20 protein-coding genes and 2 tRNA genes are annotated in these 24,629 nt (G+C 67.5%); 5 read left to right on the plus strand and 17 right to left on the minus strand.

The window, feature by feature from the left end; all coding sequences use genetic code 11:
• Window positions 1-2: 2 nt before the first annotated feature.
• Window positions 3-2,525 (plus strand): ATP-binding protein, encoded by a 2,523-nt coding sequence (locus J2W68_RS14840; RefSeq protein WP_310237227.1) that lies wholly within the window; start codon window positions 3-5, stop codon window positions 2,523-2,525.
• 42 nt (window positions 2,526-2,567) lie between these two features.
• Here J2W68_RS14840 and bfr read toward each other — a convergent pair whose 3' ends face one another.
• From bfr to J2W68_RS14885, 9 genes are all read right to left on the minus strand, one after another.
• On the minus strand, window positions 2,568-3,041 hold the full coding sequence (gene bfr / locus J2W68_RS14845) for a bacterioferritin (RefSeq protein WP_310237231.1): 474 nt from the start codon (window positions 3,039-3,041) through the stop codon (window positions 2,568-2,570).
• Between the two features lie 108 nt (window positions 3,042-3,149).
• Window positions 3,150-3,362, minus strand: a complete 213-nt coding sequence (locus J2W68_RS14850; protein ID WP_310237234.1) for a (2Fe-2S)-binding protein — start codon at window positions 3,360-3,362, stop codon at window positions 3,150-3,152.
• A 72-nt stretch (window positions 3,363-3,434) separates the two neighbouring features.
• Window positions 3,435-4,037: an RNA pyrophosphohydrolase gene (locus J2W68_RS14855; RefSeq protein ID WP_310237237.1), complete on the minus strand. Its 603-nt coding sequence runs from the start codon at window positions 4,035-4,037 to the stop codon at window positions 3,435-3,437.
• Between the two features lie 144 nt (window positions 4,038-4,181).
• Window positions 4,182-4,258, minus strand: a tRNA-Met gene (locus J2W68_RS14860).
• 102 nt (window positions 4,259-4,360) lie between these two features.
• Entirely contained in the window at window positions 4,361-6,565 is a 2,205-nt protein-coding gene (locus tag J2W68_RS14865; RefSeq protein ID WP_310237241.1) for a S9 family peptidase, read from the minus strand.
• A 73-nt stretch (window positions 6,566-6,638) separates the two neighbouring features.
• Window positions 6,639-8,747, minus strand: coding sequence for a prolyl oligopeptidase family serine peptidase (locus J2W68_RS14870; RefSeq protein WP_310237244.1), 2,109 nt, complete (start codon window positions 8,745-8,747; stop codon window positions 6,639-6,641).
• Window positions 8,748-8,858: 111 nt separating this feature from the next.
• Window positions 8,859-9,221 (minus strand): hypothetical protein, encoded by a 363-nt coding sequence (locus J2W68_RS14875; protein WP_310237247.1) that lies wholly within the window; start codon window positions 9,219-9,221, stop codon window positions 8,859-8,861.
• Window positions 9,222-9,557: 336 nt separating this feature from the next.
• Window positions 9,558-10,373 carry a patatin-like phospholipase family protein gene (locus J2W68_RS14880; RefSeq protein ID WP_310237250.1) on the minus strand — a complete coding sequence of 272 codons (816 nt, stop codon included), beginning with the start codon at window positions 10,371-10,373 and terminating at the stop codon, window positions 9,558-9,560.
• Between the two features lie 16 nt (window positions 10,374-10,389).
• Complete coding sequence (locus J2W68_RS14885; protein ID WP_310151931.1) at window positions 10,390-11,358, minus strand: helix-turn-helix transcriptional regulator; 969 nt, start codon at window positions 11,356-11,358, stop codon at window positions 10,390-10,392.
• 120 nt (window positions 11,359-11,478) lie between these two features.
• Between J2W68_RS14885 and J2W68_RS14890 the strand changes: the two genes are divergently transcribed.
• Window positions 11,479-12,090: a hypothetical protein gene (locus J2W68_RS14890; protein ID WP_310237253.1), complete on the plus strand. Its 612-nt coding sequence runs from the start codon at window positions 11,479-11,481 to the stop codon at window positions 12,088-12,090.
• 3 nt (window positions 12,091-12,093) lie between these two features.
• Here J2W68_RS14890 and J2W68_RS14895 read toward each other — a convergent pair whose 3' ends face one another.
• On the minus strand, window positions 12,094-13,482 hold the full coding sequence (locus J2W68_RS14895; protein ID WP_310237255.1) for an FAD/NAD(P)-binding protein: 1,389 nt from the start codon (window positions 13,480-13,482) through the stop codon (window positions 12,094-12,096).
• A gap of 164 nt (window positions 13,483-13,646) precedes the next feature.
• Between J2W68_RS14895 and J2W68_RS14900 the strand changes: the two genes are divergently transcribed.
• The 3 genes from J2W68_RS14900 (at window position 13,647) to J2W68_RS14910 (ending at window position 17,072) form a co-directional block, all read left to right on the plus strand.
• Complete coding sequence (locus J2W68_RS14900; protein WP_310237258.1) at window positions 13,647-15,401, plus strand: SLC13 family permease; 1,755 nt, start codon at window positions 13,647-13,649, stop codon at window positions 15,399-15,401.
• Between the two features lie 138 nt (window positions 15,402-15,539).
• Window positions 15,540-16,298 carry a hypothetical protein gene (locus tag J2W68_RS14905; RefSeq protein ID WP_310237261.1) on the plus strand — a complete coding sequence of 253 codons (759 nt, stop codon included), beginning with the start codon at window positions 15,540-15,542 and terminating at the stop codon, window positions 16,296-16,298.
• 90 nt (window positions 16,299-16,388) lie between these two features.
• Entirely contained in the window at window positions 16,389-17,072 is a 684-nt protein-coding gene (locus J2W68_RS14910; RefSeq protein WP_310237264.1) for a DUF481 domain-containing protein, read from the plus strand.
• An 88-nt stretch (window positions 17,073-17,160) separates the two neighbouring features.
• On the opposite strand, the gene hemC is transcribed toward J2W68_RS14910, so the two are convergent.
• The 7 genes from hemC to J2W68_RS14945 form a co-directional block, all read right to left on the minus strand.
• The gene (gene hemC, locus J2W68_RS14915) at window positions 17,161-18,072 is read right to left on the minus strand and encodes a hydroxymethylbilane synthase (protein WP_310237267.1); all 912 of its coding nucleotides are present in this window, start codon (window positions 18,070-18,072) and stop codon (window positions 17,161-17,163) included.
• Between the two features lie 41 nt (window positions 18,073-18,113).
• Entirely contained in the window at window positions 18,114-18,848 is a 735-nt protein-coding gene (locus J2W68_RS14920) for a LytR/AlgR family response regulator transcription factor (protein WP_310237270.1), read from the minus strand.
• Window positions 18,845-19,915 carry a sensor histidine kinase gene (locus tag J2W68_RS14925; RefSeq protein WP_310237272.1) on the minus strand — a complete coding sequence of 357 codons (1,071 nt, stop codon included), beginning with the start codon at window positions 19,913-19,915 and terminating at the stop codon, window positions 18,845-18,847. Before J2W68_RS14925 ends, J2W68_RS14920 begins: the two co-directional genes overlap by 4 nt.
• A gap of 2 nt (window positions 19,916-19,917) precedes the next feature.
• Complete coding sequence (locus J2W68_RS14930) at window positions 19,918-20,604, minus strand: alpha/beta hydrolase (RefSeq protein ID WP_310237275.1); 687 nt, start codon at window positions 20,602-20,604, stop codon at window positions 19,918-19,920.
• Window positions 20,605-20,657: 53 nt separating this feature from the next.
• On the minus strand, window positions 20,658-22,544 hold the full coding sequence (mdoH, locus tag J2W68_RS14935) for a glucans biosynthesis glucosyltransferase MdoH (RefSeq protein ID WP_310237277.1): 1,887 nt from the start codon (window positions 22,542-22,544) through the stop codon (window positions 20,658-20,660).
• Entirely contained in the window at window positions 22,541-24,013 is a 1,473-nt protein-coding gene (locus tag J2W68_RS14940; RefSeq protein ID WP_310237280.1) for a glucan biosynthesis protein, read from the minus strand. The genes mdoH and J2W68_RS14940 overlap by 4 nt, the downstream gene beginning before the upstream one ends.
• A 326-nt stretch (window positions 24,014-24,339) precedes the next feature.
• Window positions 24,340-24,415 (minus strand) — tRNA-Ile (locus J2W68_RS14945).
• Window positions 24,416-24,629: the final 214 nt, after the last annotated feature.

The following is a 24,629-nucleotide window of genomic DNA, read 5'->3' on the forward strand; positions in this document are numbered from 1 at the left end:
CCATGATTGCGCGCAGACGTCCGTCCGCCCTGCTGCTGCGCTGGCTTGCGCTCGGGGCGGCTGCCGGCGCTGCATTGACGATGGCCCTGGCCGCGCTCGCAGTGCCCGGCCCCTGGCAGGGACTCGCGCTAGTGCTGGCGCTGATCGCGGTGGGCGCATCGATCGCGGTCAGCGTGCACATGCACCAGAGCGTGCGCGAACTCGAAGCCGCGGATGAGCGTTTGCGCCAGGATGAGCTGGCGCTGGGTGAACTGCAGCGCGAACTCGAAGAGCGCACCGAACTGGAGAAGGAGCTCCGCCAGGCCAAGAACGCGGCCGAATCGGCGGTGATGGCCAAGGGCGAATTCCTCGCCACGATGAGCCATGAGATCCGCACGCCGCTCAACGGCATCACGCCGATGCTCGACCTGCTGATGCATGCCAGGCTCGCGCCCGATCACGCCGAGCTCGTCCACACCGCGCTGCTGTCATCGCAGCAGATGCAGCGCATCGTTGACGACATCCTCGACTACTCGAAGCTCGAGTCGAACAAGCTCGAGCTCGAGGTCACCGGCTTCAACCTGCGCGAGCTGATGGATGGCGTGATCCAGGTCATGGAGCGCGCCGCGCAGACCAAGGGCCTGCGCCTGGGCCTGCAGATCGATCCGGGCGTGCGCCTGCCGGTGCGCGGGGATCCCGTCCGGCTGCGCCAGGTGCTCGGCAACCTGATCAGCAATGCGGTGAAGTTCACCGAGCGCGGCAGCGTGTCGGTGCACGTGCGCCGGCTTGGTGAAACCGCGGCGCAACATCAACTGCGCTTCGAGGTCCGCGATACCGGCATCGGCATCAGCACTGAAGGCCGCACGAGGCTGTTTCAGGCGTTCAGCCAGGCTGACGCCTCGACGACGCGCCTGTACGGCGGCACCGGGCTGGGCCTGGCGATCTCGCGCCGCATCGTCGAGTTGATGGATGGCCGCATCGGCGTGGACTCGGAACCGGGCGCCGGCTCGACGTTCTGGTTCGAGATCCCGCTGCGCAAGACCCAGGGCGACATGCCGGTCGAGGACGCGAGCCCACGTGACGGTCGCGCGCTGCTGCTCAGCGCCGATCCGCGCCTGCGGTTGCGCCTGAGCATGCTGCTGCCCAACTGGGGGCTGCGGGTGAGCTCGGTGGAGACCACCCAGGAAGCGCTTGACCGACTGCGTACGGCCGCGAGCCAAGGGCCGCCGTGGGCGTATTCGGTGGTGGTTGCCGATCTGGCGGGCATGCGCAACACCGCGGTCGCGCTGTATCGCAACGTGACCCGGCAGGCGGCCTATGGCGACCTGCGCCTGATATGCCTGTACGGCGATGAGGCGGTGTCGGAGGAACTGCGTCAGGGCGCGACCCTGTTGAGCCGGCAGTCGCCCGACGCCGATCTGCGTGAAGCGGTATTCGGCACCGAAAGTACGCCGGCGCCGGTCGAGCCGCCCTATGTGTTGCCGAGCGGGCTCGATGACCTCCCGCCGGTGGCGTCTGCCGATGGAACCGCGCAGACGCCGCTTCAAGGATCGCCGGCGACGTCGCCTGGGCTCGCGTCTGCGCCGCCGACCATGCCGGGCGATGCGGCCCTCGACACTGCGCGCAGCGACGGCCCGCGCAAGCCGCGCGTGCTGCTGGTCGAAGACAATCCGGTCAACCTGATGGTCGGGCAGCGCCTGCTGTCGGTGCTCGGCATCACCTGCGACACCGCCAGCAATGGCGAGGCGGCGTTGCTGCGCATGGACGCGTCGCGCTACGACATCGTGCTGATGGACTGCCAGATGCCGGTGATGGACGGCTATACCGCGACGCGACGCTGGCGCGAACACGAAGCTGCCGAGCGCAGCGCGCGCCGCCTGCCGATCATCGCGATGACCGCCAACGCGATGGCCGGCGACCGCCAGAAATGCCTGGATGCGGGCATGGATGATTACCTCGCCAAGCCTGTTACACGCAGCGAACTCGAACGCTGCATCTACCGGTGGTGGGACCCGGAAACCGCGCCCTCCGTCGTCGAGCCCGACGCGCCCGCGACGGTGGTGGTCAGCGAGCCGATGTCGCCTACGGAATGGACCGGGTCATCACAGCCGGTGCCCGAGACGTTGGACGCAATGGACGCTGAGCCGATGCCGATCGCACGCCCCACGTCCACGCCGCTCGCGGAGCGCGGTCCGTTGCCGCCGGTGATCGATCACGAAGTCCTCGATGACCTGCGCAGCGTGCTCGGCGACGAAGTGGACCGGTTGGTCGACATGTTCCTCGACGACACGCCACGGCTGCTCACGGCACTGGAAAACGCGGTCGATGGCCCGGATTACGATGGGCTGCGCGAAGCCGCACATTCGCTTAAATCGTCGAGTGCGAATCTCGGCGCCATGTCGCTGTCGGCCGCGGCGCGCCGAATCGAGGCCGGGGCCCGCGAGCGCAGTCTGGAACGTCCAGCCGTGGCCGTGGCGCTGGTGTCCAACGAGTTCGCACGCGCGCGGCGCATGCTGCGCGAAGGCCGGGTGTCGGGCACGGCCTGAGACCGGGGTGCGCCGCAGGCGGGCGCACGCCGTCTAGACAGCTCAATCTTCTTCGAGCTGGCTCTGGAGGTAGTTTTCCACGCCGATGCGCGAGACGAGATCGAGCTGGGTTTCCAGCCAATCGACGTGTTCCTCTTCCGATTCGAGGATGTCGACCAGCAGCTTGCGGCTGACGAAATCTCCGGCCGTCTCGCAATGCGCAATGCCTTCGCGCAGCGTCGGCAGGCCGTCCATCTCCAGCGCCAGATCGCATTCGAGCGTCTCGACCGGCGCCTCACCGATGCGCAGCTTGCCCAGCGCCTGGAAGTTCGGCAGGCCTTCGAGAAACAGGATCCGCTCCGACAGCTTGTCGGCATGCTTCATCTCGTCGATCGACGCCTTGTAGGCGCGCTTGCCAAGCTCGCCCAGGCCCCAGTTCTTCAGCATCTTGGCGTGCAGAAAGTACTGGTTGATCGCCGTGAGCTCGTTGTAGAGCGCCTGGTTGAGAAAACGGATGACCTGCGCGTCGCCCTTCATCGAGGGATGCTCCTGATATCGCGGAATGCGCACACTCTAACGATCCGTCACCGGCGATGACGGAACGCGAATCGTGATCATTATTCGGCGCTACGCAAGCCGCGCGAATCAAGCGGCCGATGCGATCAGCGGTAGATCGATGACCGGCGCGCGGCGCGCGGTGTAGAAATCGTCGAGCAGGCCAGAAGCCATGTCCAGGCAGCTGCCGCAGGTGGCGCCACAACCGGTACGCATCGTCAGCTCACTCACTTCCCGGCAACCATTGGCAGCCGCCTGACGGATCTGGGAGTCGGTGACGCCGTTGCAGATGCACACGTACAAGGCTGTGGTCCTGGCGGAGAGCTGGAGTCGCCATTCCGCCATAAACGAGAATCAGTGTCAAATAAGAACTGTTCAGCCCGCGCCGCCGTCATCCCGCCCACGGACTGCAGCCTCCGGTGCACGACGCGGGCCCCGCCGCTGCGGGCGACGACTGCGCGCACGGAGCTCGATCGCAGGCTGCGGGATGGCCTGCGCGCCGGCTACCTGGCGGGCGTACTTGGCCAGATGGCTCAGCGCGCTGGTATAGACGCCACGCTTGAACATCACCACGTGTTCGAGCGGATACCAGAAATCCACCCAGCGCCAGTGATCGAATTCAGGCGTTTCGGTGAGATCCAGACGCAGATGCGCCTCTTCGCCAACGAACTTGAGCAGGAACCAGACCTGCTTCTGGCCGACGCAGACGATGCGGTCGTTGCGGCGGATCGCACGCTGCGGCAACCGGTAGCGCAACCAGCCGGGCGTCGCGCCGAGCACGGCGACGTGTTCCGGCAACAGCCCGGTTTCCTCGTGCAGCTCGCGGTACATGGCCTCGAGCGGCGTCTCGTCGGTGTTCATCCCGCCCTGCGGGAACTGCCAGCCATCACGCCGGACCCGACGCGCCCAGAAGACACGACCATCCGGGTGCATCAGCACGATGCCGACATTGGGCCTGAACCCGTCCGGATCGATCACGATGCGGACTCCTAATACGACTGACTTGCGTCACTGGCATCGACTCTGCCACGCGCCGCCCCAGGGAACAAGCTGGAACTGAACCCCGGCAATTGCGCACAAAAAACCCGCCTTCCGGCGGGTTTTTTCTCGACGCTTTCGCGTTGGTGGCTATGGGTGGACTCGAACCACCGACCCCGTCATTATGAGTGACGTGCTCTAACCGGCTGAGCTACATAGCCATCGGTCGTGCGGAACTTTCCGCGACGAGCCGCGCATTCTGCCCAAGCCTCGCGTCTGCGTCAATCGGCGCGGCCGGACTGGCCGACCGCGCCGCGGTCACGTCACCTCGCCGACGGCGCGGCCGGGAGGCCCAGCTGGTCGAGCATGAACGCGTACATCTCCGCCGACTCGCGGTAGCGACGGAAGCGGCCCGACTTGCCGCCGTGGCCGGCCTCCATGTTGGTGCGGAACACCACCGGCCCTGCGCCCGTATTGAGGTCGCGCAGCTTGGCCACGTACTTCGCCGGCTCCCAGTACTGCACCTGTGAATCCCACAGGCCGGTGCCGACGAACATCGCCGGATAGGCCTTGGCTTCGAGGTTGTCGTAGGGCGAGTAGCCGAGGATGTAGTCGTAGTAACGCTTCTCTTCCGGATTGCCCCACTCGTCGTATTCGTTGGTGGTCAGCGGAATGCTCGGATCGAGCATCGTCGTGACCACGTCGACGAACGGCACCTGCGACAGGATCGCGCGGTACTTCTCCGGTGCCATGTTCGAGATCGCACCCATCAGCAGACCGCCGGCGCTGCCGCCGAAGGCCGCGACGCGATCCGGTGCCGCATAACCCTGCTTCACCAGATCGTCGGTGACGTCGATGAAATCGGTGAAGGTGTTGATCTTGTTGAGCAGCTTGCCGTCGTCGTACCAGGCGCGGCCCATCTCCTCGCCGCCGCGGATGTGCGCGATCGCGTAGACCATGCCCCGGTCGAGCAGGCTGACGTTGGTGACCGAGAAACCCGGATCCATCGACGCGCCGTAGCTGCCGTAGCCGTACTGCAGCAGCGCCGCGGTGCCGTTCTTCTCGAAGCCCTTGCGGTAGACCAGCGACACCGGAATGCGCTTGCCGTCGCGCGCCGTCGTCCACACGCGCTCGGTGACGTAGTTCGACGGCTCGTAGCCGATCACCGCCTGCTGCTTGAGCTGGCGACGCTCGCCGGTCTGGGTGTTGACCTCGAAGGTCGTCGCCGGCGTGGTCAGCGAGGTGTAGCCGTAGCGCAGCCAGTCGGTGTCGGGCTCGGAGTTCACCGCCAGACCCATCGCATACGCCGGCTCGTCGGCCTGCACGAATTCATCGCTGCCGTCGGTCTTCAGCACGCGCACGCGGGTCAGCGCCTCGGCGCGTTCCTCGATTGCAGTGAAGCCGTCGAACAGTTCGTAGCCTTCGATGTAGACGTCGTCGCGATGCGGCACGAAGTCGGTCCACTGCCGGCGCGAGGTCGCATCGCTGGGCGCGGTGACGAGCTTGAAGTTCGTCGCCTTGTCGGCATTGGTGCGGATCACCCAGCGGCCGCCGTAATGGTCGGCGTCGTATTCGACATCGCGCGCGCGCGGCGCGAGCACGGCGAAGGTCTCGGGATTGTCGGCCGGCGCGTAGCGCGTTTCGCTCGACACGGTGCTGCCGACGCCGATGACGATGTACCTGTCGTCGCGCGTGCGGTCGATGCCCATGTAGAAGCTGTCGTCTTTTTCTTCGTAGACCAGCACGTCATCGGCGACCGGCGTGCCGAGCACGTGCTTCTTCACGCGCACGGTCAGCAGCGTTTCCGGATCGTTCTCGACGTAGAACAGCGTCCGGTTGTCATCGGCCCACACGAGGTTCGCCGACACGCCCGGGATCGATTCTGGATAGAGTTCGCCCGTTTCCAGGTTCTTGAAGCGGATCGTGTACTGGCGGCGGCCGTTGGTGTCGTCAGCGTAGGCGAGGATGCGGTTGTCGCGGGTCACATCCCAGTCGCCGACCGCGTAGTAATCCTTTCCATCGGCGAGTTGATTGACGTCGAGCATGACCTGCTCGCCGCTGAAATCGGCCTTGGCGTTCGCTGCCTGGATCGACAGCGCGTCGACACCGGCGCGATCGGCGCGGCGCGCGTGCACCGGGTAGTCCTTGCCGGTTTCAAAGCGCGAGTAGTACCAGAAGCCGCGGTCGCGGTACGGCACCGAGCTGTCGTCCTGCTGGATGCGGCCGACGATCTCGTCATACAGCGTGTTCTCGACCGGCTTCATCGATGCGAGCATGGCGTCGGCGTAGTCGTTCTCGGCATTGAGATACGCGAGCATCGCCGGGTCTTCGCGCTTGTCGTCGCGCAGCCAGTAGTAGACGTCCTCGCGCGACGCGCCGTGCGGCGCAGTGACGGTGTGCGGGCGCTGTTCGGCGTCGGGCGGGACCGGCGCGGCGGCGTGTGCAGCAGGAGAAACACTCATCAGGCTCAGGCTCGTCAGGAACGGCGCGGCCAGAAAAATCGCCGCGCGGGGGAAAGATGTCTTCATAGGTGGGTCCACTCGCTGCCGATGCAACGCCAGAAAGAACACCGGCCGCAAAAGCGGCCGGTGCGGGATCGAATCACTTGCCCAGTTGCTGCCACAGGAACGTCAGGTAGAGCGCGTCCATGTGCGCTTGCTGCCGGTTGTTCGCGGCGCCGCCGTGGCCACCCTCGATGTTCTCGTAATACCGCACGTCCTGACCGGCTTCGGACATCTTCGCCATCATCTTGCGGGCGTGGCCGGGATGGACGCGGTCGTCGCGGGTCGAGGTCAGGATCAGCGTCGGCGGATAGTCCTTCGTGGCATCGAACAGGTGGTAGGGCGAGAAGGTGCGGATGAAGTCCCACTCTTCCGGCTTGTCGGGATTGCCGTACTCGGCCATCCACGACGCACCCGCCAGCAGCTTGTGATAACGCTGCATGTCGAGCAGCGGCACCTGGATCACGACCGCGCCGAACAGCTCCGGATACTGAGTGAGCATGTTGCCGGTCAGCAGACCGCCGTTGCTGCCACCGCGGATGCCCAGATGCGCGGGCGAGGTGATCTTGCGCTGGATCATGTCCTGCGCGACCGCGGCGAAGTCCTCATAGGCCTTGTGGCGGTTCTGCTTGAGCGCCGCCTGGTGCCAGCGCGGGCCGTACTCGCCACCGCCGCGGATGTTGGCGACCGCGTACACGCCGCCCTTTTCCAGCCAGCCCTTGCCGACGCCGCCGGAGTAGCCGGGCGTCAGCGAGATTTCGAAGCCGCCGTAGCCGTAGAGCAGCGTCGGATTGCTGCCGTCGAGCTGCATGTCCTTCGGACGCACGAGGAAGTACGGCACACGCGTGCCGTCCTTGGACGTGGCGAAGTGCTGCTCGACTTCATGCGTGCTGGCGTCGAAGAACGCCGGCATCGTCTTCAGCGTTTCCGGCGCAGCGTTGCCGCCCACCTCGGCCAGCATCAGCGTGCTCGGCGTCAGGTAGTCGGTGACCGTCATCCACACCGCGTCGGACTCGTCGCTGTCGACGGCGCTGACCGCGACCGTGCCGAGTTCCGGCACACCGGCCAGTGCGCTGCGCGTCCAACCGTCCGCACCCGGCGTGAGCACGGTGAGCTTGTTCTTGACATCCTCGAGCACGTTGATCACGAGGTGGTTCTTGGTCCACGTCGCGCCGGCGAGCGAAGTGGTCTCGCTCGGCTCGAACAGCACGTCGAACGCGCGATCGCCGCCCATGAAGGCGTCGAAGTTCGCTGCGAGCAGCGAGCCTGCGGGATACGTGCGGCCGCCGACCTCCCAGGCTTCGCGCAGTTCCAGCATCAGCCAGTCGTGGTGCACGGACTTGTTGGCCGAGTTCGGCGCGTCGATCTTGGTCAGCTGGCCATCGGCGCCGCGCAGGTAGAGCTCGTCATTGTAGAAGGCCAACGTGCGGCTGACGTAGTCGCGCTCGAAGCCCGGCGTGTCGTCGTGCATCGCGGCGATGTACATGTCGTCCGGCTTGCCCTCGTAGACCAGCGTGGCCTGGTCCATCGACTGGCCGCGCGCGAGCTGCTTGACGATGCGCGGGTAGCCGGACGACGTGAGCGAACCGTCGCCGAAATCGGTGTAGACGTAGACGTTGTCCTGGTCGATCCAGCCCAGTGCGCCCTTGGCTTCCTCGCGGAAGAATCCGCCGTCGACCCAGGACTTGGATGCGACGTCGAACTCGCGCGTGACGTCGGCATCGGCGCCGCCGCGCGACAGCGCGATCAGACAGCGCGTGTAGGCAGGACGCAGACAGCTCGCGCCGTGCCACACCCAGTTCTCGCCCTCGGCGGCGTTGAGCGCGTCGAGGTCCAGCACGGTCTCCCACTTCGGCTGCGGCTTGCGGTATTCCTCGAGCGTGGTGCGGCGCCAGATGCCGCGCTCGTGGTTCCGGTCGCGCCAGAAGTTGTAGTACCACTCGCCCTGCTTGTAGACGGCGGGAATCTTGTCGTCGGAGTCGTAGATGCCCAGCAGATCGGATTCGAGCTGCTTGAATTCGGGCGTCGCGGCCAGTTCGGCTTCGGACTTTGCGTTCTGCGCGCGGACCCAGTCCAGCGCCTTCTCGTCGGTGACGGCTTCGAGCCACTGGTGGGGATCGGACACGGCGGCCTCCTGGGCAGATGCGGCGCCCATCGACAGGCCGGCGGCGATACCGGCGGCGAGACAGAGCTTGGACAGTTGGGACATGGCGACTCCGGTGGCGCATGGACGGATAACCGCCAACGCTAGCACGCAGCAGGGCCGCGGGCCGCATGACCAAAGTCACGATCCGGCGGCGCCGCACGCCGCCGGCGTAGATCAGCGCAGCAGCGGCAGCAGGCCGGCCGCGACCAGAGCCGCGCGGACCGAAATCCGCCCGCGGCGACGCGGCGCCGGGCGCCGCCGGGCCTGGGCAAGGCCTGGCCGACGCCGCCGCAAGACCGCTGACGAGGCCAGCTTGCGGCGGCGCGGCAGGCGACGCAGGAACAGGGTGAGCCACGCGACCGCCGGCATGCCGATCAGCCACAGCGGCGGCCAGCCGACTGCGGTGACACCGGTCCGCAGACCGGGGAACGACAGCAGCGCGACCGCGCCGAGACACAGCACACCGACCAGCAGCGTGTGCAGGCCGGCATCGGCGGGGACATCGACATCGGGCGAGGCGTGGGCGATACGGGACATCTGCAGCTCCTGTGAACGCGGTGATCGATGGCCCGGCTGGGCATGGCCGCAGTCTGTGCGGGGGGCATCTCACAGGCTGCGACCGCACGAGACGTCCGGACGACGACGCAGACCAGCGATCTCCTGCAACGACGTGCCAGGCAAGCGCTGACGCCCCTGCATGCGGGCGGTTCGGGTGGGTGCAGACGATCAGCGGACTGGACGCCGCATCGGGGACGGACCACCCAGCCGGATCACCGCGCGGGCTCGACAGGCCGCATCACGCGATCAAGACCGTCGTATGTCGTCCCGGCAGGAAAGGCCCGCTTCCCGACGACACGCCTCGCGAAACGACGCTCAGTAGCCCGCTTCGTCCAGCGCGCGCGTCGCCTGGTGGCGGCCGATGTCGATCAATTCCGCGGCACGCCAGAATTCGTAGAACTGGCAGACATCACGCGGGATGCGGATGACGAGTTCCGGCGGATCGAGCGCCAGCTGCACACGCGAGATCTGTGCCTGCATGGTGTCGAGCGAACGCGACATCACCTCGACCAGACCGCGCGGCGCGGCATCGGTGTCCTCCTGCGCTTCGCCTTGCCGCGCCGGGGTGCCCGGCGGCTGGGTCGGCCAGCCGTGCATGTCGACGGCGATCAGTCGCGTCGCATCCGACAGCCGCGTGGCGGCGATCGGCAACGGCGCCAGCAGGCCGCCGTCGACCAGCGGCCGCCCGTTGACGACATGCGGGGTGAACACGCCGGGGATCGCGAACGATGCGCGCAGCGCATCCCACAGCGGACCGTTCTGGATCCAGACTTCGCGCTGACGCTGCAGGTCGACCGCGACCGCGGTGAACTCGATCGGCAGATTCTCGATCAGCGGATCGCCGACCACCTCGCGCATCGACTCGACAAGCCGCTTGCCGGCGAGCACGCCCGCACGACGGAAACCCGGATCGAGCAGGCGGATGAAATCGCGCCGCGACATCGCACGGATGCGCGCATCGAACTCGCGCAGGCGCCCGGCCGCATAGACACCACCGACCAGCGCGCCACTGGATGCGCCGGAGATCGTGACGATCGGAAAACCGCGCTCCTCCAGCACTTCGATGACGCCGATCTGTGCCAGACCGCGCGCACCGCCGGCGCCCAGCGCCAGTGCGACAGGCTCACGCATCGTCATCGTGGCGGTCTCAGCCTTCGTACTTCTGCAGCGCCATCATCAAAAGCGAACGTGCCTGTTCGCGCAGGGCGACCGGCTCGATCACTTCGGCATCGGCGCCGTAATGCAGCACATCCATCAACAGCTCGCGGGCCCCGCTGTAAGGCACCTTCAACTCAAAGCGACCGTCGGGCAGGAACCGGCCCTGCTGCTGCGAATGCCAGTGCTCGTCGGCCACCCAGCGCGCGGCCTTGGCGCTGAAGAGGATCGTCGCGATGCCCTTGGGCGGACCGGAGAAGATGCCGTAGCTGCCGGCCAGATGCGTGTCGAGTTCGGCGTCCTCGATGTCGCGCGCATCGGCGGTCAGCACGCGGGCATTGGTGATCCGGTCGACCGAAAAGCTGCGCAGCGCGTCACGGTCCTGGTCCCAAGCATCGAGATACCAGTTGTCGCGGTAATGGGTGATGCGCTGGGGCGACACCGTGCGCCGGGTGCGTTCGTCGGTCGAACGCGCGCGATATTCGAACGACAGCTGCTTGCGCTGCAGTACCGCCGAACAGACGTTGCGGAACGCGTGCTCGTCCATGCGCCGGCCGCGATGCGGAATCACCCGCACGCGCTGTACCGGCCACTGCTTGCCGGCCGAGTGTTCATCGAGCAGCTTCTCGATACGCGACTGCAGCGGCGCCAGCGCGCTCGACAACACGCCGCCGCTGCTGCGAGACATCAGCTGCTGCGCCGCAAGCAATGCATGCAGTTCCTCGGAACTGAGCCACAGGCCCGGCAACTCGAAACGGCCGCCCTCGTCGGTGTCGTAGCGGAAGCCCGCATCGCCGTCGCCGACGATCGGCGCCATCAAGGCGTCGCGGAGAAAGGCCAGATCGCGATAGACCGTTGCCCGCGAGCATTCGAGCTCGTCCTGCAGTTTGGCCACCGTCACCGGATAGCGCGAGGTCTTGAGGATGCGATGCAGCGAGAGAATGCGTTCGTATCGGTCCATGCGGCCGATTATGGCGCCAGTCTGCCGCGACGGCGTGACCGCCGCACGGATAACCGGTGATTAACGCGTGCGGCGGCCGCGGCCGCCTAGACTCCCGCATCGGAGCTCGACCGGATCGACATGACGCAGGGAGTGCGGAACAGGACCGCCGGCATCGCGCTGGGCGCGACGGTGCTGGTGCACGCAGGCCTCGCCTGGTGGCTGATGGGCTTGCGGCATGCAGCGCCCGAGCGCGACGACGCCGCGCTGGCGGTGACCTTCATCGAGCGGCCGCCGCCCGCGATCCCGCCAGACCCGCTGCCCCCGGCACCCGCACGCGCCACCACCACCACCGACACGCTGCCACCTTCGCCGCGCGTGCGCACGCCGCGCAGTGCGCTGCAGGCCGTGGACGTTGCGAGCCCACCGGACAACGCGCAAGCCCCGTTGCCGACTGCCACGGCGCTGCTGGAGCAGGCCGGAGACTGGGCGCGCCAGCAGGCGCCGGCCGCGGACTTCGCGCACGACCCGCTGCAACATCGGCCGCCACCCGCTGCGGACGGCCGCTTCGCGATGCGGGGCCCGATCACACCCGCAGACATCGCAAAGGGCATCGGTCAGCTGTTCGGCGGACCCGGCTATACGCAGGATCCCTGTCCGCAGATCCGGCGCAACATCGGCAACCTCGGCACCGGCGGCGATGCGGAGTTGACCCGCGAGGAGATCCGTCGCCTGCAGCAGTTCTGCCTGTAAGGCTCAGCTGACGGCGCGTGCCTGCCGCACGCCGGCGGCCACGCGTTCTGCCTGCCCGCGCAGTTCGGGCATCGCGATGGTCTCCCACAGATCACCGATGCGCGTCGCGCCGAGCGTCCACAGTCCGGGTACGACGTCGCCGTTCGCGTCGAGGAGTTCCCCATCGCCGCGCGTCGCGAGCCCCAGATCGAGCGGGCCGGGCGCGACCAGGCCGCGCGCATGCAATGCGGGCAGCAGCGGCCCCGGCGCACGTGCCAGCCGCTTCTCCATGCCGGTCGCGTTGACCACGACATCGACGATCGTCGCCGTCGGCGCGCCGCCTCGCGGCATCCAGTCGATGCCCACACGACCATCGCGCGCCTCGATGCGCGACAGGCGCCCGGCCTGCAACGAGAACCGGCCCGACGCCCGCATGTCATCGACGACCGCCGCAACGCCAGGCGCGATGCGATGGCGATGGATGTCCCACTGCCGCACTGCGTAGCGCAGGAAGCGGCGACGCTCGGTCTCGGGCCACGCCTGCCACAGCGCGCGCACGTGCGGACGCAGACGCTCCAGCGCGTCCTGCCAGGGGCGACCCTGCGCAACCGCGTCCCTCGCCCATTGCCGCAACAGACGCATGCGGGCGCGTACGCCGAGCGGCATCAGCGCATCCACGCCGCCGGGCTGCGGCACGGTGCCCGGCGCATGCGCCAGCGGCATCAGGCCGTTGCGCGAGATCGCCAGCACGCGTCCGCGATGTCCATTCGCCTGCAGGGTCAGCAGCACGTCGACCATGCTCAGCCCCGCACCGACGATGGCGACGTCGGCATCGGTCGCGATCGCCGCGACTGCCTCGTAATCCCAGGCCTCGACGATGCCCGCGACTGCACCACCACCGGGCAGCGCCGCTGGCTGGTTGCCGATTGCCAGGACCACGGCGCGCGCGTGCAGTTGCGCGCCGGACGCACACGTCGCGATATAACCTGTGCCATCACGCTCCAGATCCACGACGGCCTCCGACCGCAGGGCCAATGACGCACGCGCCGGATGCGCATCGAGCCGCGCCTGCAGATAGCGACCGTAGACACGCCGCGGCGCGAACTGCGCGGCCAGCGCTGCGGCGTCGGTGCCGACGGATTCGGGCTGGGTGCGCAGCCAGGCGACGAAATCGTCAGGCGCCGCATCGAAGGCGCTCATGCGCGCGGCGTTGACGTTGAGCACATGCTCGGCGCGCGGCGTCGAATACGCGGCCCCGCGCGCCGGCGCCGGCCGCGGCTCGGCCAGCGCCACGTGCAGACCATCGTGATCCAGCAGATGCAGCGCCACCAGGGCGCCGCTCGCGCCGCCGCCGATCACCAGCACGTCGACATCGTCCAGGGCTGGGGCGGCTGCGTCTGCGTCTGCGGTCATTGGGGGGCCTGCGCCATCGGGGACGCGCAGTATCCCATCCGCTTCCGTACCATGACGCGCCACGGCGATGGCGCGCCGCCTCACCCGACGCGAGCGCCCGCGCTGGCACTCTTGCCGGACTGCCGCAGATGGCAGCGCGGCCACACGATGAAGAAGGAGACAGCGTGGATCTGTGGTTGACGCTGGCGGTGATGGCCGGCGCGGTGTTCCTGTTCGTGACCGAAAAGCTGCGCGTCGACGTGGTGGCGCTGCTGGTTGCGGTCTCGCTGCTGGTGCTGGGCGTGGTCACACTGCCCGAGGCGCTGTCGGGCTTCAGCAACCAGGCGACGGTGATGGTCGCGGCGATGTTCGTGCTCAGCGGCGCGCTGCAGCGCAATGGCGCGCTGATCGCGGTCGGCGATCTGCTGGCGCGCATCCGCTGGAAGTGGCTGTTCCTGCTGGTGATGATGAGCCTGGTCGCGGGCGTGGCCGCGTTCGTCAACAATACCGCGACCGTCGCGGTATTCCTGCCGCTGGTGCTCGCCGCCACGACCGCCAACCGCTGGGCGCCTTCGAAGTTCCTGATCCCGCTGTCCTACATCTCCCAGGCCGCTGGCGTGTGCACCTTGATCGGCACCTCGACCAACCTGCTGGTCGACTCGATGGCCCGCGAAGCCGACGCCGTTGGCTTCACGCTGTTCGAATTCGCCCCGCTCGGCATCGTGTTCGTCGGCATCTGCATGGTCTACCTGATGACGGTCGGGCGCCTGCTGCTGCCGGACCGCGGCGTGCCGGGCAGCGCCACTGCCGACCACATCGGCCGCTATGTCGCCGAGCTGCTGGTGGCCGAGGGCGCTGCGGTGATCGGTCGCCAACGCAGCGAGGTGCTGCCCGACGGCAGCAACGATGTGACCGTGCTCGAGATCCTGCGCAACGGCGCGGCGGTGCGTGGAGACGATGTGCGGGTCGAGGCCGGCGATCGCCTGCTGCTGCGTGGCCTGTGGCAGGACATCGACGCGACGCGCAAGTCCATGAAGCTCAAGTTCGACCACGTGGCGCGTGATCTCGACGGCGATCTCAATGCCGAGCGCCTGCATGTCGAAGCCATGGTCGCGCCGGGCTCGCACCTGATCGGCCACACGCTGGCCGGCATGCGCTTCGGCCATACCTACCGGGCCCGCGTGCATGGCCTGCACCGCCGTCAGCTCGGCATCCGCCAGCCGCTCGACCAGGTGCCGCTGCATGTCGGCGACGTGCTACTGCTGGATGCGCCGGTGAAGGCGATCGCCGATCTGCGCATCGATCGGGGCCTGATCGTGATGGGCTCGCGCGCGCAGCGGAAAGTCGACACGACCAAGGCGACCTTGTCTGCGATCGTCATGGCCGCGGCGATTGCGGCTGCCGCGCTCGGCTGGATGTCGATCGTGGCCTCGGCCCTGCTCGGCTGCGTCGCCCTGGTGGTGTTGCGCCTGCTGGATCCGGACGAAGCCTACGAGGCCATCGACTGGCGCGTGATCCTGCTGCTGGCCGGCATCATTCCGCTCGGCATCGCGCTGCAGAAGACCGGCGGCGCGGTCCTGGCGGCCGACCAGCTGATCAATCTGGTCGGTCATTACGGCCCCACGGCCACGCTGGCGGCGATCTACCTGATGACGTCGACGTTGACCGAGTTCATGAGCAACAACGCCTCGGCCGTACTGCTGGTCCCGATCGCCATCGCCACCGCCGATTCGCTGGGCGTGGATCCCAAGCCCTTCCTGATCGCGGTCGCGTTCGCCGCATCGACCAGTTTCGCCACGCCGATCAGCTACCAGACCAACACCATGGTCTACACGGCCGGCAACTACCGTTTCAGCGATTTCGTGAAGATCGGCATGCCGCTCAATATCATCTTCCTGATCACAGCGACGCTGCTGATTCCGCGCTTCTTCCCGTTCTGACTGTGCAGCGCGCGTGCCGCATGGCACGCTGCTCGGCGACGCCCTGACCGGACTGCGGGATGCGAAAGATGCTGAGGATCGCCGCGGTACCGCTGACCGCTGACCGCTGCCGGCCTGGGCCTGTTGATGTGGAGCGGCATGACGACCGCGCTGCTGCAGCTGCGCCCCCAGGCCACCTCGACACTGCACCAGCTGCAACTCATAGGCCTGCTGCTGGGAGCGACCCTTGTTGCCGGCGGCCTGATCGCGCGACGCTTCGCCCGACCTGCCCCGCCGGCCGCGTCCCGCTCCGCCCTAGCATTGGTCCCGGTCACGCTGGCGAGTGCCGCGTTGCTATGGGGTCTGCTGGTTGCCGGTACCACAAGGGTGCCGGCTCCGCTGCTCGTCGCCCTCGGCCTGCTGTTGCTGCTGGCAGCATTCGGCGCGGTTGCCGCGATCGCCGGCGGTTTCGCCGGGGCCGGGGCGCCTGTGCCCTGGCAGCACCCCCTGGTGCTGCCGGTGTATCTGCTGTTCGCAATGAGCACCGGTCTCGCCCTGCTGTATGTGCTGATGGACCGGCTGTTCGTCTCTGCAAACGACGGCCGCACGATGCTGGCGACCCTGACCGGGCTCGGCGCCTGCCTCGCGTTGTGCAAGGGGGTGTACTGGCATGCGTTGGACCGGACGGCGCCTCTGGATGTCGCAGCGGCACCGCCCCGCGGCGCGCGCATGCTCGTATTGGCGCTCTGTGCAGGCGTGCCCGCGCTGTGCTGGCTGCTAGCACTGACCGGCGCGGCGCCACCCCTGGTACCGCTGTTGCTCGCGGCCGGGGCCCTACTCGGTGCCGCCGCGGTGGAGCACCGGTTGTTTCTCGACGAAGGCGGTGCCCGACAGCGCGATGCCGGTCACGCTTCCTGAAGCCCACTTCGACGGCAGCCCGTCCAGGATGGCAACTGCCACGCGAGTTTCGGCATAATCGACCTGTAACCGCTTACATGAATGGCTGAAATGCTTGCTGGCTGGTGGCTGGCCATCGCGGGCCTGCCGATCTACACACAACCGCTTCCGGCTGCGCCGGAACTGCCTGCCGTCGTCGCCGTGGCGTCACGGCAGGTGCCGCTGCGCCGTCCGTGCTATCGGCTCGCGTGCCGGGACGCGGAGTGGACGGCGGGTGTCTCGCGTCAGCGGATCTGGTCGCCGAAGGCGCCGGGTGTCCGCCCGCGCACCGTCGCCCAGCCCCTGGTCAAGTTGCCCGACCGGCGTCTGGCGCCGCTGCACTCGCCCTTCTCGAGCCGTGAATTCGTGCGTTCGGGTGGCAATCACGTGAAGTGGGACACCCGCTACGGCCTCGAAGCGATCCGCAGCCCGGAGACCTCGTTGCGGCTGGAGTTCGGCACGGGCGTGCGGATCGAGCCCTACACCGATTTCGGCACCGCGGCGATGGGACCGATTGCGACCGGCCAGGTGCAGTTGTCGCAGGAACTCGGCTCGCGCGCGTCCTTCACCCAGGAGGTGCAGGTGGAGACCGGGCGCGAGAACACCTTCCTGCGCCAGACGCTGGCGTTCGACTATGAGCTGTTCCCGCAGTGGACGCTGCGCTCGGACTTCGAACTGCGCCACGACACGCTGGGCAACGGCGGCCGCGGCAGTACCGACACCGAAGGGTCGGTCAAGCTGCGTCGCGCATTCTGAGTCAGCTGGCGGATCCGCAGCAGGGCGCAACGCAGAGATCCATCCTCTGATCAGACAGCGGGCGCTCCACGCACCACCGGAACGGGGCTCAACCCGGCAGGAACGCGCCCGCGCCCGCTTCCAACAGCAGCGATGCGACCCGCGCGCCGAGCGCGTCGCCCTCGGCATGCGACGACTCGCCGCCCGCGCGCACCGCGCGACCATCCTGCGCCGACCCGACCAGGCCCTCCAGCCGCAGCCGTTCGCCATCGAGCCAGGCGTAAGCCGCGACCGGCACGTGGCAGCTGCCGTGCAGCGCCCGGTTCATCGCGCGCTCGGCCTCGACGCAGCGCCGCGTCGGCGCATCATCGAGCGTGGCCAGCAGCGTGTGCAGCCCAGGCGCATCGTCGCGGCATTCGATCGCGATCGCGCCCTGCGCCGGTGCCGGCAGCCAGTCCGGCGCATCGAGCCGCGCGCGGATGCGCGTCTCCAGGCCCAGGCGCTGCAAGCCTGCACAGGCGAGCACGATGGCGTCGTAATCGCCGGCGTCGAGCTTGGCCAGGCGCGTATTGACGTTGCCGCGCAGATCCACGAGCTGCAGATCCGGCCGCCTCGCGCGCAGTTGCGCCTGGCGACGCAGCGAGGAGGTGCCCACGCGTGCACCGACCGGCAGCGCGTCGATGCCGTCGAACGTGTTGCTGACGAAGCCGTCGGCGTGATCAGCACGGGCGAGGATCGCGGGGAGTGCGAAGCCCGGTTCGAGTGCCATCGGCACGTCCTTGAGCGAATGCACCGCGCAGTCGGCGTGGCCCGCCTGCATCGCGATTTCGAGCTCCTTGAGGAACAGGCCCTTGCCGCCGATCGCTGCCAGCGAGCGGTCCAGCACCTCGTCGCCGCGCGTACTCAGCGGGATCAGCTCGACGTCCAGGCCGGGATGGCGCGCACGCAGCGCAGCGGCCACGTGCTCGCTCTGCCACAGGGCGAGCGGACTCTTGCGGGTGGCGATGCGCAGTCGATCCATCCGCGCATTATCGGCGATCGACGCCGGCCTCGCTTGCGTGATCAGAGCTGACGCACGGTATCGCGCAACTGCGATACGCAGCGGCGGCTGACTTCCAGCGGCCGGTCGCCGTGACGCAGCACGGCGTGCACGTGGCCTTCGAGATCGCGCCGCAGTTCGACCAGCTCGTGCCGGGCAACCAGGCAGTTGCGGTGGATGCGCACGAATCGGTCACCGAACTCGTCCTCGATCGATTTCAGTGACTCCTCGACCAGATCCTCGCCGCGCGCGTGATGCACGACGACGTATTTCTCGTCGGCCTGCAGATAGCGGATGTCTTCGACCGGGATCAACCGCAGGCTGCCACGCAGGCGCGCGCACAGATGCGAGCGTCGCTTGTCGCCGCGCCCTTCCCCGTCGGCGGCCACCTCCCGCCCGGCGGTGAACGTACGCGCGCGCTCGACCGCTGCCTGCAGCCGCTCCGGCCGGACCGGCTTGACCAGATAGTCGACGGCGGCGGCCTCGAACGCTTTCAGTGCGTGCGCGTCATAGGCGGTGCAGAACACGATGGCGGGTCGGGGCTCGAACGCGCTCAGATGACGCGCGACCTCGAGTCCATCGATGCCGGGCATCGCGATATCCAGTAACACCAGCGCCGGATCGTGCGCAGCGCAGGCTTCCAGCGCGCTGCGACCATCGCCGACCTCGGCCACGATCTCGATACCGGGCAGTTGCCCCAGCAGCACCCGCAAGCGCTCGCGCGCGAGCGGTTCGTCGTCGGCGATCACGACCTTCATGGCGTGCGTCCTCCCGGGACCGGCGCGGCACCGTCCGTCGGCACCGGCACCTGGATGGTGCACGCATAGCGTCCGTCGTTCCACCCGTAGCGCATGCGCGCCCGCGGCCCGAACGCAAACCCGAGCCGCTGCGCGATGCTGCGCTGGGCATGTCCGGCACCTTGCGCGGGGGCGTCATCGGGCGGCAGCGACGGGTTGGCGACCTCGATCTCGAGCACGTCCGCCGCCATGGTCAGGCGCACGTCGATGGTGCCACCTTCTGGCAATCGCGAGATGCCGTGCAACACCGCATTCTCCAGCACCGGCTGCAGCACCAGTCGCGGCATCGGCAGCGACCAGGGCAGGTCATCCTGCCTGTGCCAGTCCACCCGGAGCCGGTCTCCAAGGCGCAGTTGCTCGATCGAGAGATAGCGCTCCGCCAGCGAGACTTCCTCCGACAGCGTCGATGTGCCTTCGCCGGCGCCGAGCGCGGCCCGGAACAGATCGGACAGGTCAAGCACCGCGCGCTCGGCGACCACCGGGTCCCGGCGCAGCAACGTGGCGATCATGTTCATGCTGTTGAGCAGGAAATGCGGGCGGATGCGTGCCTGCAACGCATCCGCCTCGGCGCGTGCATGCGCGGCCACCTGACCCTGCCAGCGATCGATGACGTAGAAGTAGCGCAGCGCGATGCCGGTGAGCAGACCCACGACCGCGCCACTGCCGCCGACGAAACGGCCGAAGCCCGGCAACGCGGTCTCGCCGACGCTGGCGAACAGGCCATGCACGATCGCCGAGGCGATCACCGCGACCGCCATCGCCAGCGCAACCGCCACCACTGCACCGACACGCACAGGAAACCGCGACAGCGGTCGCCGACAGGCGCACAACAACACCGACACAGACAGTGCGAGCCATAACGCGTACCCGCTCGCGGAGACGAATGCGGACAGGTCCCAGAGCGCGGCAGGGTTCGGCACCAGCAGCACCACGAGCACCGTGAGCTGGGCGAGACCCAGCATCGTCAGCAGGCGCCGCAGCCGGCACAGGTCCGGCAACCAGAGGCCGTCGACTGCCGGCGAGGTCATGCTCAGCCGGCTGCGAACCGCGCGTCGAACCAGTCGCCGAGGGCGACGATCTCTTCGGCGCAGACCGAATGCGGCATCGGGTACTGCTGCCAGGCGACCTCGAAGCCGGCCTCTCGCAACCAGGCGGCACTCTGTGCCCCGGCGCCGAGCGGAACGACGGGATCCTGGGTGCCGTGCGCCATGAACACCGGCTGGCGTGTCGCCACCTCGACCAGCGCAGCGGACGCAGTGCGCACCGCAGGCAGATAGGTGGACAACGCGACGAGACCTGCCAGCGGCACGGTGCGCCGCAGCCCTGTCGCCAGCGTCACCGCGCCGCCTTGGGAGAACCCCGCCAGAATCACACGCGAGGCCGGAACGCCACGCGCAACCTCGCGCTCGATCAGCGCATCGATCTGCGCGACTGATTCGAGCACGCCGGTTTCGTCCGCGCGGTTGACCAGGTCGAAATCGACGATGTCGTACCAGGCGCGCATACGCACACCGTTATTGATCGTGACCGCGCGCACCGGTGCATTCGGAAAGACGAAACGGATCACGGGCCAGTGCTTGCGCAGGAGCTCCGGAATCAGCGGCACGAAATCGTTCGCATCGGCACCGAGGCCGTGCAGCCAGATCACGCTCCATGACGGCGCAGGGCCGGTCTCGCGTTCAATGCACTCGAGCAGTGCGGGAGTCTTGGAATCCATGCGGGGTCGGGAAACGGTCGGAAGCGCCAGTGTAAGCGCTCCGTCCCGCGCGACTAGCCGTGCCTCATCGGCGACGTGACGGGTTCGGGCGGATGCGCCTGGGCGCGCAAGGCAGCGGCGCGCACGAGCACATCTGGCGGCGAGTGCTCCTCGGGCGTCGAGAACAGGCCGGCGCGGCGGAGTGCCAGCCCCGCACGGCGCGAGGACGTCAGCCACACGATCGGAATCGAGCCGACGAGACCGATGATCATCGGCGACATCCAAAGCGCGAGGCCCGGCGACATCATCCAGGCGCCGGCCCCCATGATCACGCCCAGCAGTGTCGTGCCGCGGTAGTTGCGCCACAGGTCGCCCCAGGCCTGCCGCCCGTCATCGCGTCGCTGCGCATCCCAGCCCGAATCACGACCTGCCAGCACTTCCGCCACGCCCCGCGACTGCACGTACATCGTGATCGGCGCCATCAATGCGGCGAGTACGTTCTCGATCAGCAGACTGACGAAGCCACGCAGTGCGCCGCCAGCACCGCGCCGCATGCGTGCATCGGCCAGCGTCGCGATATAGCCCAAGACCTTGGGCGCGAACAACATCACCATCGTCAGAACGAACACGCCGAGGAAGCGGCCGTCGTCGATCGCCATCCAGTATCCGGCCGGCGACATTCCTTCAATAAACGCACCATGCTGCAGCGGCACGGCCAGACCGATCAGCACCAGCATCGCCCACAGAGGCGCGGTGAGGTAATGGCCGATCCCGATCAACAGATGCCAACGACTGACCCAATGCAGGCCACGCGCCGGCAGCACGGCGCCGTGTTGCAGATTGCCCTGGCACCAGCGACGGTCGCGCACCAGCATGTCGGTGAGCGTCGGCGGTCCTTCCTCGTAGCTGCCTTCTAGCGTCGGCACCATGTGCAGCGCCCAGCCACCACGGCGCAGCAACGCGGCCTCGACGAAATCGTGGCTCAGCACCGCGCCGCGGAACGGCGTGGTGCCCTGCAGTTCCGGCAGGCCACCGTGCGCGGCGAAGGCCTCGGTGCGGATCAGCGCGTTGTGCCCCCAGTAATTGCTCTCCGCGCCGTGCCACCACGCCACGCCGTGCGCGATCACCGGGCCGTACATGCGGCCGGAGAACTCCTGCATCCGGGCAAACACGGTGGCGCCATTGACGATGACCGGCAGCGTTTGCACCAGCGCGACATCGTCGTTCGCTTCCATCGCCGCCGCCAGGCGCACCAGCGTGTCACCGGTCATCAGGCTGTCGGCGTCGAGGATCAGGAACTGCGGATACGCGCCGCCCCAGCCACGCACCCAATCGGCAATGTTGCCGGCCTTGCGTTCGTGATTGTCTTCGCGCAGGCGGTAGTAGAGACGCGCCTGCGGCACCGCCGCGCGCAAACGTTCGAACGCGATCAGCTCGCGCTGCTGGATATCCGCATCGCGCGTATCGCTGAGTACGAACAGGTCAAAGTGATCGCCGCGCCCGGTTGCCTGCAGCGATTCGATGATCGCCTGCAATCCGGCGAGCAGTCGCTCGGGGTCCTCGTTGTAGGTCGGCATCAACAACGCGGTGCGCACGGTGAGCGTGGGCAAAGGTGCCTGCGGATCGATGCCGAGCCGCGCCGGTCGCTTCATCAGCACGAGCACGAAGCCTGCGAGCGAGCTCGCGAACGACTGCACGATCCACGCAAACAGCGGCACGAAAACCGCGAGCAGCAAGCCCTCAAGCAGGTCGATCCCGCCGATGCGCAACAGCCACCAGATCTGGTAGGTCGCCAGGATCGTCAGAAGCGCTGCGGTGATTACGATGAACGCTCGGCGCCAGACCATCCCGGCCGGTGCGCTGGGCAAGGGCCGTCTGGCAAGCCGTCCTTCGCGCAGCGACTGGATCGGCATCTGCAGCGGTGCCATGCCCGGCATCGCCGGGTGCGCGGCGGTGCTCATGCACTCCACCGGTAGACCCAGGTCTCGGACACGGAGTTACCGTCGCGCTGCAGACGCGCGCGCAATTCGCTGCTCGTACGTCCTTCCGGCGCGAACTCGAATCCGACGCGCCAGCCACCGCCCGGCCTTGCATGCACGACCGGGTTGGCGACCCGACCGCTGGTCGCGGCGACTTCGATCTGCGGAGCCTCGCTCACATTGCCCCCCTCGAAATCGATGATGACCAGACGGATCGAATGGTCCTCGCCGGGACGGGCGCCGATCCGGGTTGCCGCGACATGCGCGAGTTCCGGTTTCCACAGCTTGGTGGCCGTCCAGTGCAGCCGATAGCGCCACCGGCTCTCGCTGCCGGCCTTCAATGGTTCGGTTGGCCGCCAGAACGCGACGATGTTGTCCTGGTACTCGTCGGCCGTCGGAATCTCCACCAGATGCACTTCACCATCGCCCCAGTCGTCCAGCGGCTCGATCCACGCCGAGGGCCGTCTCTCGTAGCCTGCCTCGGCATCCTCGAAGTCGCCGAATCCACGCTTGCGCTGCATCAGGCCGAACCCGCGAGGCGTGCGGTCCTGGAACCCGCTGTGCTGGATCGACGACGGATTGTGCAACGGTCGCCAGACCTGCTCATCCGTGCCCGTGAGCAGACCGAGACCATCAGAGTCGTGCACGGAAGGACGATAGTCGTCGATACCGGTGCGATCGGACGCATCGAACTGGTACATGCTGGTCAGCGGCGCGATGCCCGCGCGGGCAAGATCCACGCGCGGGAACAGACGTGCATCCACCTCGAACACGGTGTCCTCGCCCGGTTGGATCCTGAAGCGGTAAGCACCTGATACGCTCGGGCCGTCCAGCAATGCGTCGATGGTGATCGTCGCGCTACCGGGTTCAGGCCTATGCAGCCAGAACGCACGGAATACCGGGAACTCCTCAGGCGCCGGATCGCCACTGCCGAGCGAGAGTCCGCGCGCCGACAACCCATACGCGAGCCCCTTGCCGACTGCACGGAAATAGCTCGCGCCAAGAAACACGCACAGCTCGTCGAAGTACTCACGGCTGTTCAACGGTGCGTGCAGACGAAAGCCGGCAAAGCCGGTGGTGTCGTCTAGTGCGGGCGTCGGATTCGGGCTGTAGTCGAACAGTGCCGTCGAGAACGGCAGTTCGCGGGCCTGCTCCTCTTCGACGACATGCATCTCGATACGCGGCTTGAACAAGAAGCCGCGATGAAAGAACTGGGCCTGAAAATCCACACCCGGCCGGTCCCGCCACAGTGCCTTGTCAGCGCGGTAGCGGAAGTCGCGGTACTGGTCGTAGTTCGCACCGGCGAGCGCCGGCGGCAAGGTCGTATCAGGGGGCTCATACGCACCGGCTGCAAGCGCACGCGCGAGCTGCAGCACCGTGTCGGCGTCGAAGGGCGCGGAAGTCGCACCCTGGGCCGCGGCAGCCAATGCAGGCCACCAGCCCGCCAACATTGGCGCCGCAATGGCAGTCTTCAGAACATCACGTCGTCGCACCGAAAGCCCACCGGATCGTATTCAGGTCCGGAGCAATGTAGCGGTGCGGGTGTAAGGATGTTGCGAAACACACGCATCGTCTTCGTGGCATCAAGGTCGCACAGTCAGACTTCCGAATGCATGAGCGCTGTAATCCCACGAGGAAGACGCCCGGCTTCAACTGTTTAAACGGTCTCTCAAGCGTCTTGAACCGGACCGCTTGCCTCAACGAAACTAGCTCGCCGTCAGGATGCGCCGCTCCGCTACGCACCGCCTCCCTCTCACCCTGAAAATCAATCTCAGGATGGTGGGCCCACCAGGACTCGAACCTGGAACCAAAGGATTATGAGTCCTCTGCTCTAACCATTGAGCTATAGGCCCGCGGCCTGCCATCGTATCAATTCGCTCGACATGAGCGCGGGATGGAAAACAGACTGCAGTGCGTAGGTACTCATCGCGGCGTGCGCGGCCTTTCCGGACGAGGGCAGACGATACACGACGTGAAGCGTCCTCCTTTTTTCGAGTCATTCAAAAGTAGAGGTGGTGGGTGAGTGTGCCATCGCATAGCGCATCGGTGGCAAGCCGCCGAGGGCGC

It is taken from the genome of Luteimonas terrae (genome assembly GCF_031457535.1).
Classification (GTDB): Bacteria; Pseudomonadota; Gammaproteobacteria; order Xanthomonadales; family Xanthomonadaceae; genus Luteimonas; species Luteimonas terrae_A.

Coding starts and splice junctions, on each gene's coding strand:
- J2W68_RS14840 (WP_310237227.1), top strand. CDS start 3: ATGATTGCGCGCAGACGTCCGTCCGCCCTGCTGCTGCGCTGGCTTGCG.
- mdoH (WP_310237277.1), bottom strand. CDS start 22,544: ATGAGCACCGCCGCGCACCCGGCGATGCCGGGCATGGCACCGCTGCAG.
- J2W68_RS14875 (WP_310237247.1), bottom strand. CDS start 9,221: ATGTCCCGTATCGCCCACGCCTCGCCCGATGTCGATGTCCCCGCCGAT.
- J2W68_RS14930 (WP_310237275.1), bottom strand. CDS start 20,604: ATGGATTCCAAGACTCCCGCACTGCTCGAGTGCATTGAACGCGAGACC.
- J2W68_RS14890 (WP_310237253.1), top strand. CDS start 11,479: ATGACGCAGGGAGTGCGGAACAGGACCGCCGGCATCGCGCTGGGCGCG.
- J2W68_RS14925 (WP_310237272.1), bottom strand. CDS start 19,915: ATGACCTCGCCGGCAGTCGACGGCCTCTGGTTGCCGGACCTGTGCCGG.
- J2W68_RS14885 (WP_310151931.1), bottom strand. CDS start 11,358: ATGGACCGATACGAACGCATTCTCTCGCTGCATCGCATCCTCAAGACC.
- hemC (WP_310237267.1), bottom strand. CDS start 18,072: ATGGATCGACTGCGCATCGCCACCCGCAAGAGTCCGCTCGCCCTGTGG.
- J2W68_RS14865 (WP_310237241.1), bottom strand. CDS start 6,565: ATGAAGACATCTTTCCCCCGCGCGGCGATTTTTCTGGCCGCGCCGTTC.
- J2W68_RS14940 (WP_310237280.1), bottom strand. CDS start 24,013: ATGTTGGCGGGCTGGTGGCCTGCATTGGCTGCCGCGGCCCAGGGTGCG.
- J2W68_RS14910 (WP_310237264.1), top strand. CDS start 16,389: ATGCTTGCTGGCTGGTGGCTGGCCATCGCGGGCCTGCCGATCTACACA.
- J2W68_RS14880 (WP_310237250.1), bottom strand. CDS start 10,373: ATGCGTGAGCCTGTCGCACTGGCGCTGGGCGCCGGCGGTGCGCGCGGT.
- J2W68_RS14870 (WP_310237244.1), bottom strand. CDS start 8,747: ATGTCCCAACTGTCCAAGCTCTGTCTCGCCGCCGGTATCGCCGCCGGC.
- J2W68_RS14895 (WP_310237255.1), bottom strand. CDS start 13,482: ATGACCGCAGACGCAGACGCAGCCGCCCCAGCCCTGGACGATGTCGAC.
- J2W68_RS14905 (WP_310237261.1), top strand. CDS start 15,540: ATGACGACCGCGCTGCTGCAGCTGCGCCCCCAGGCCACCTCGACACTG.
- bfr (WP_310237231.1), bottom strand. CDS start 3,041: ATGAAGGGCGACGCGCAGGTCATCCGTTTTCTCAACCAGGCGCTCTAC.
- J2W68_RS14920 (WP_310237270.1), bottom strand. CDS start 18,848: ATGAAGGTCGTGATCGCCGACGACGAACCGCTCGCGCGCGAGCGCTTG.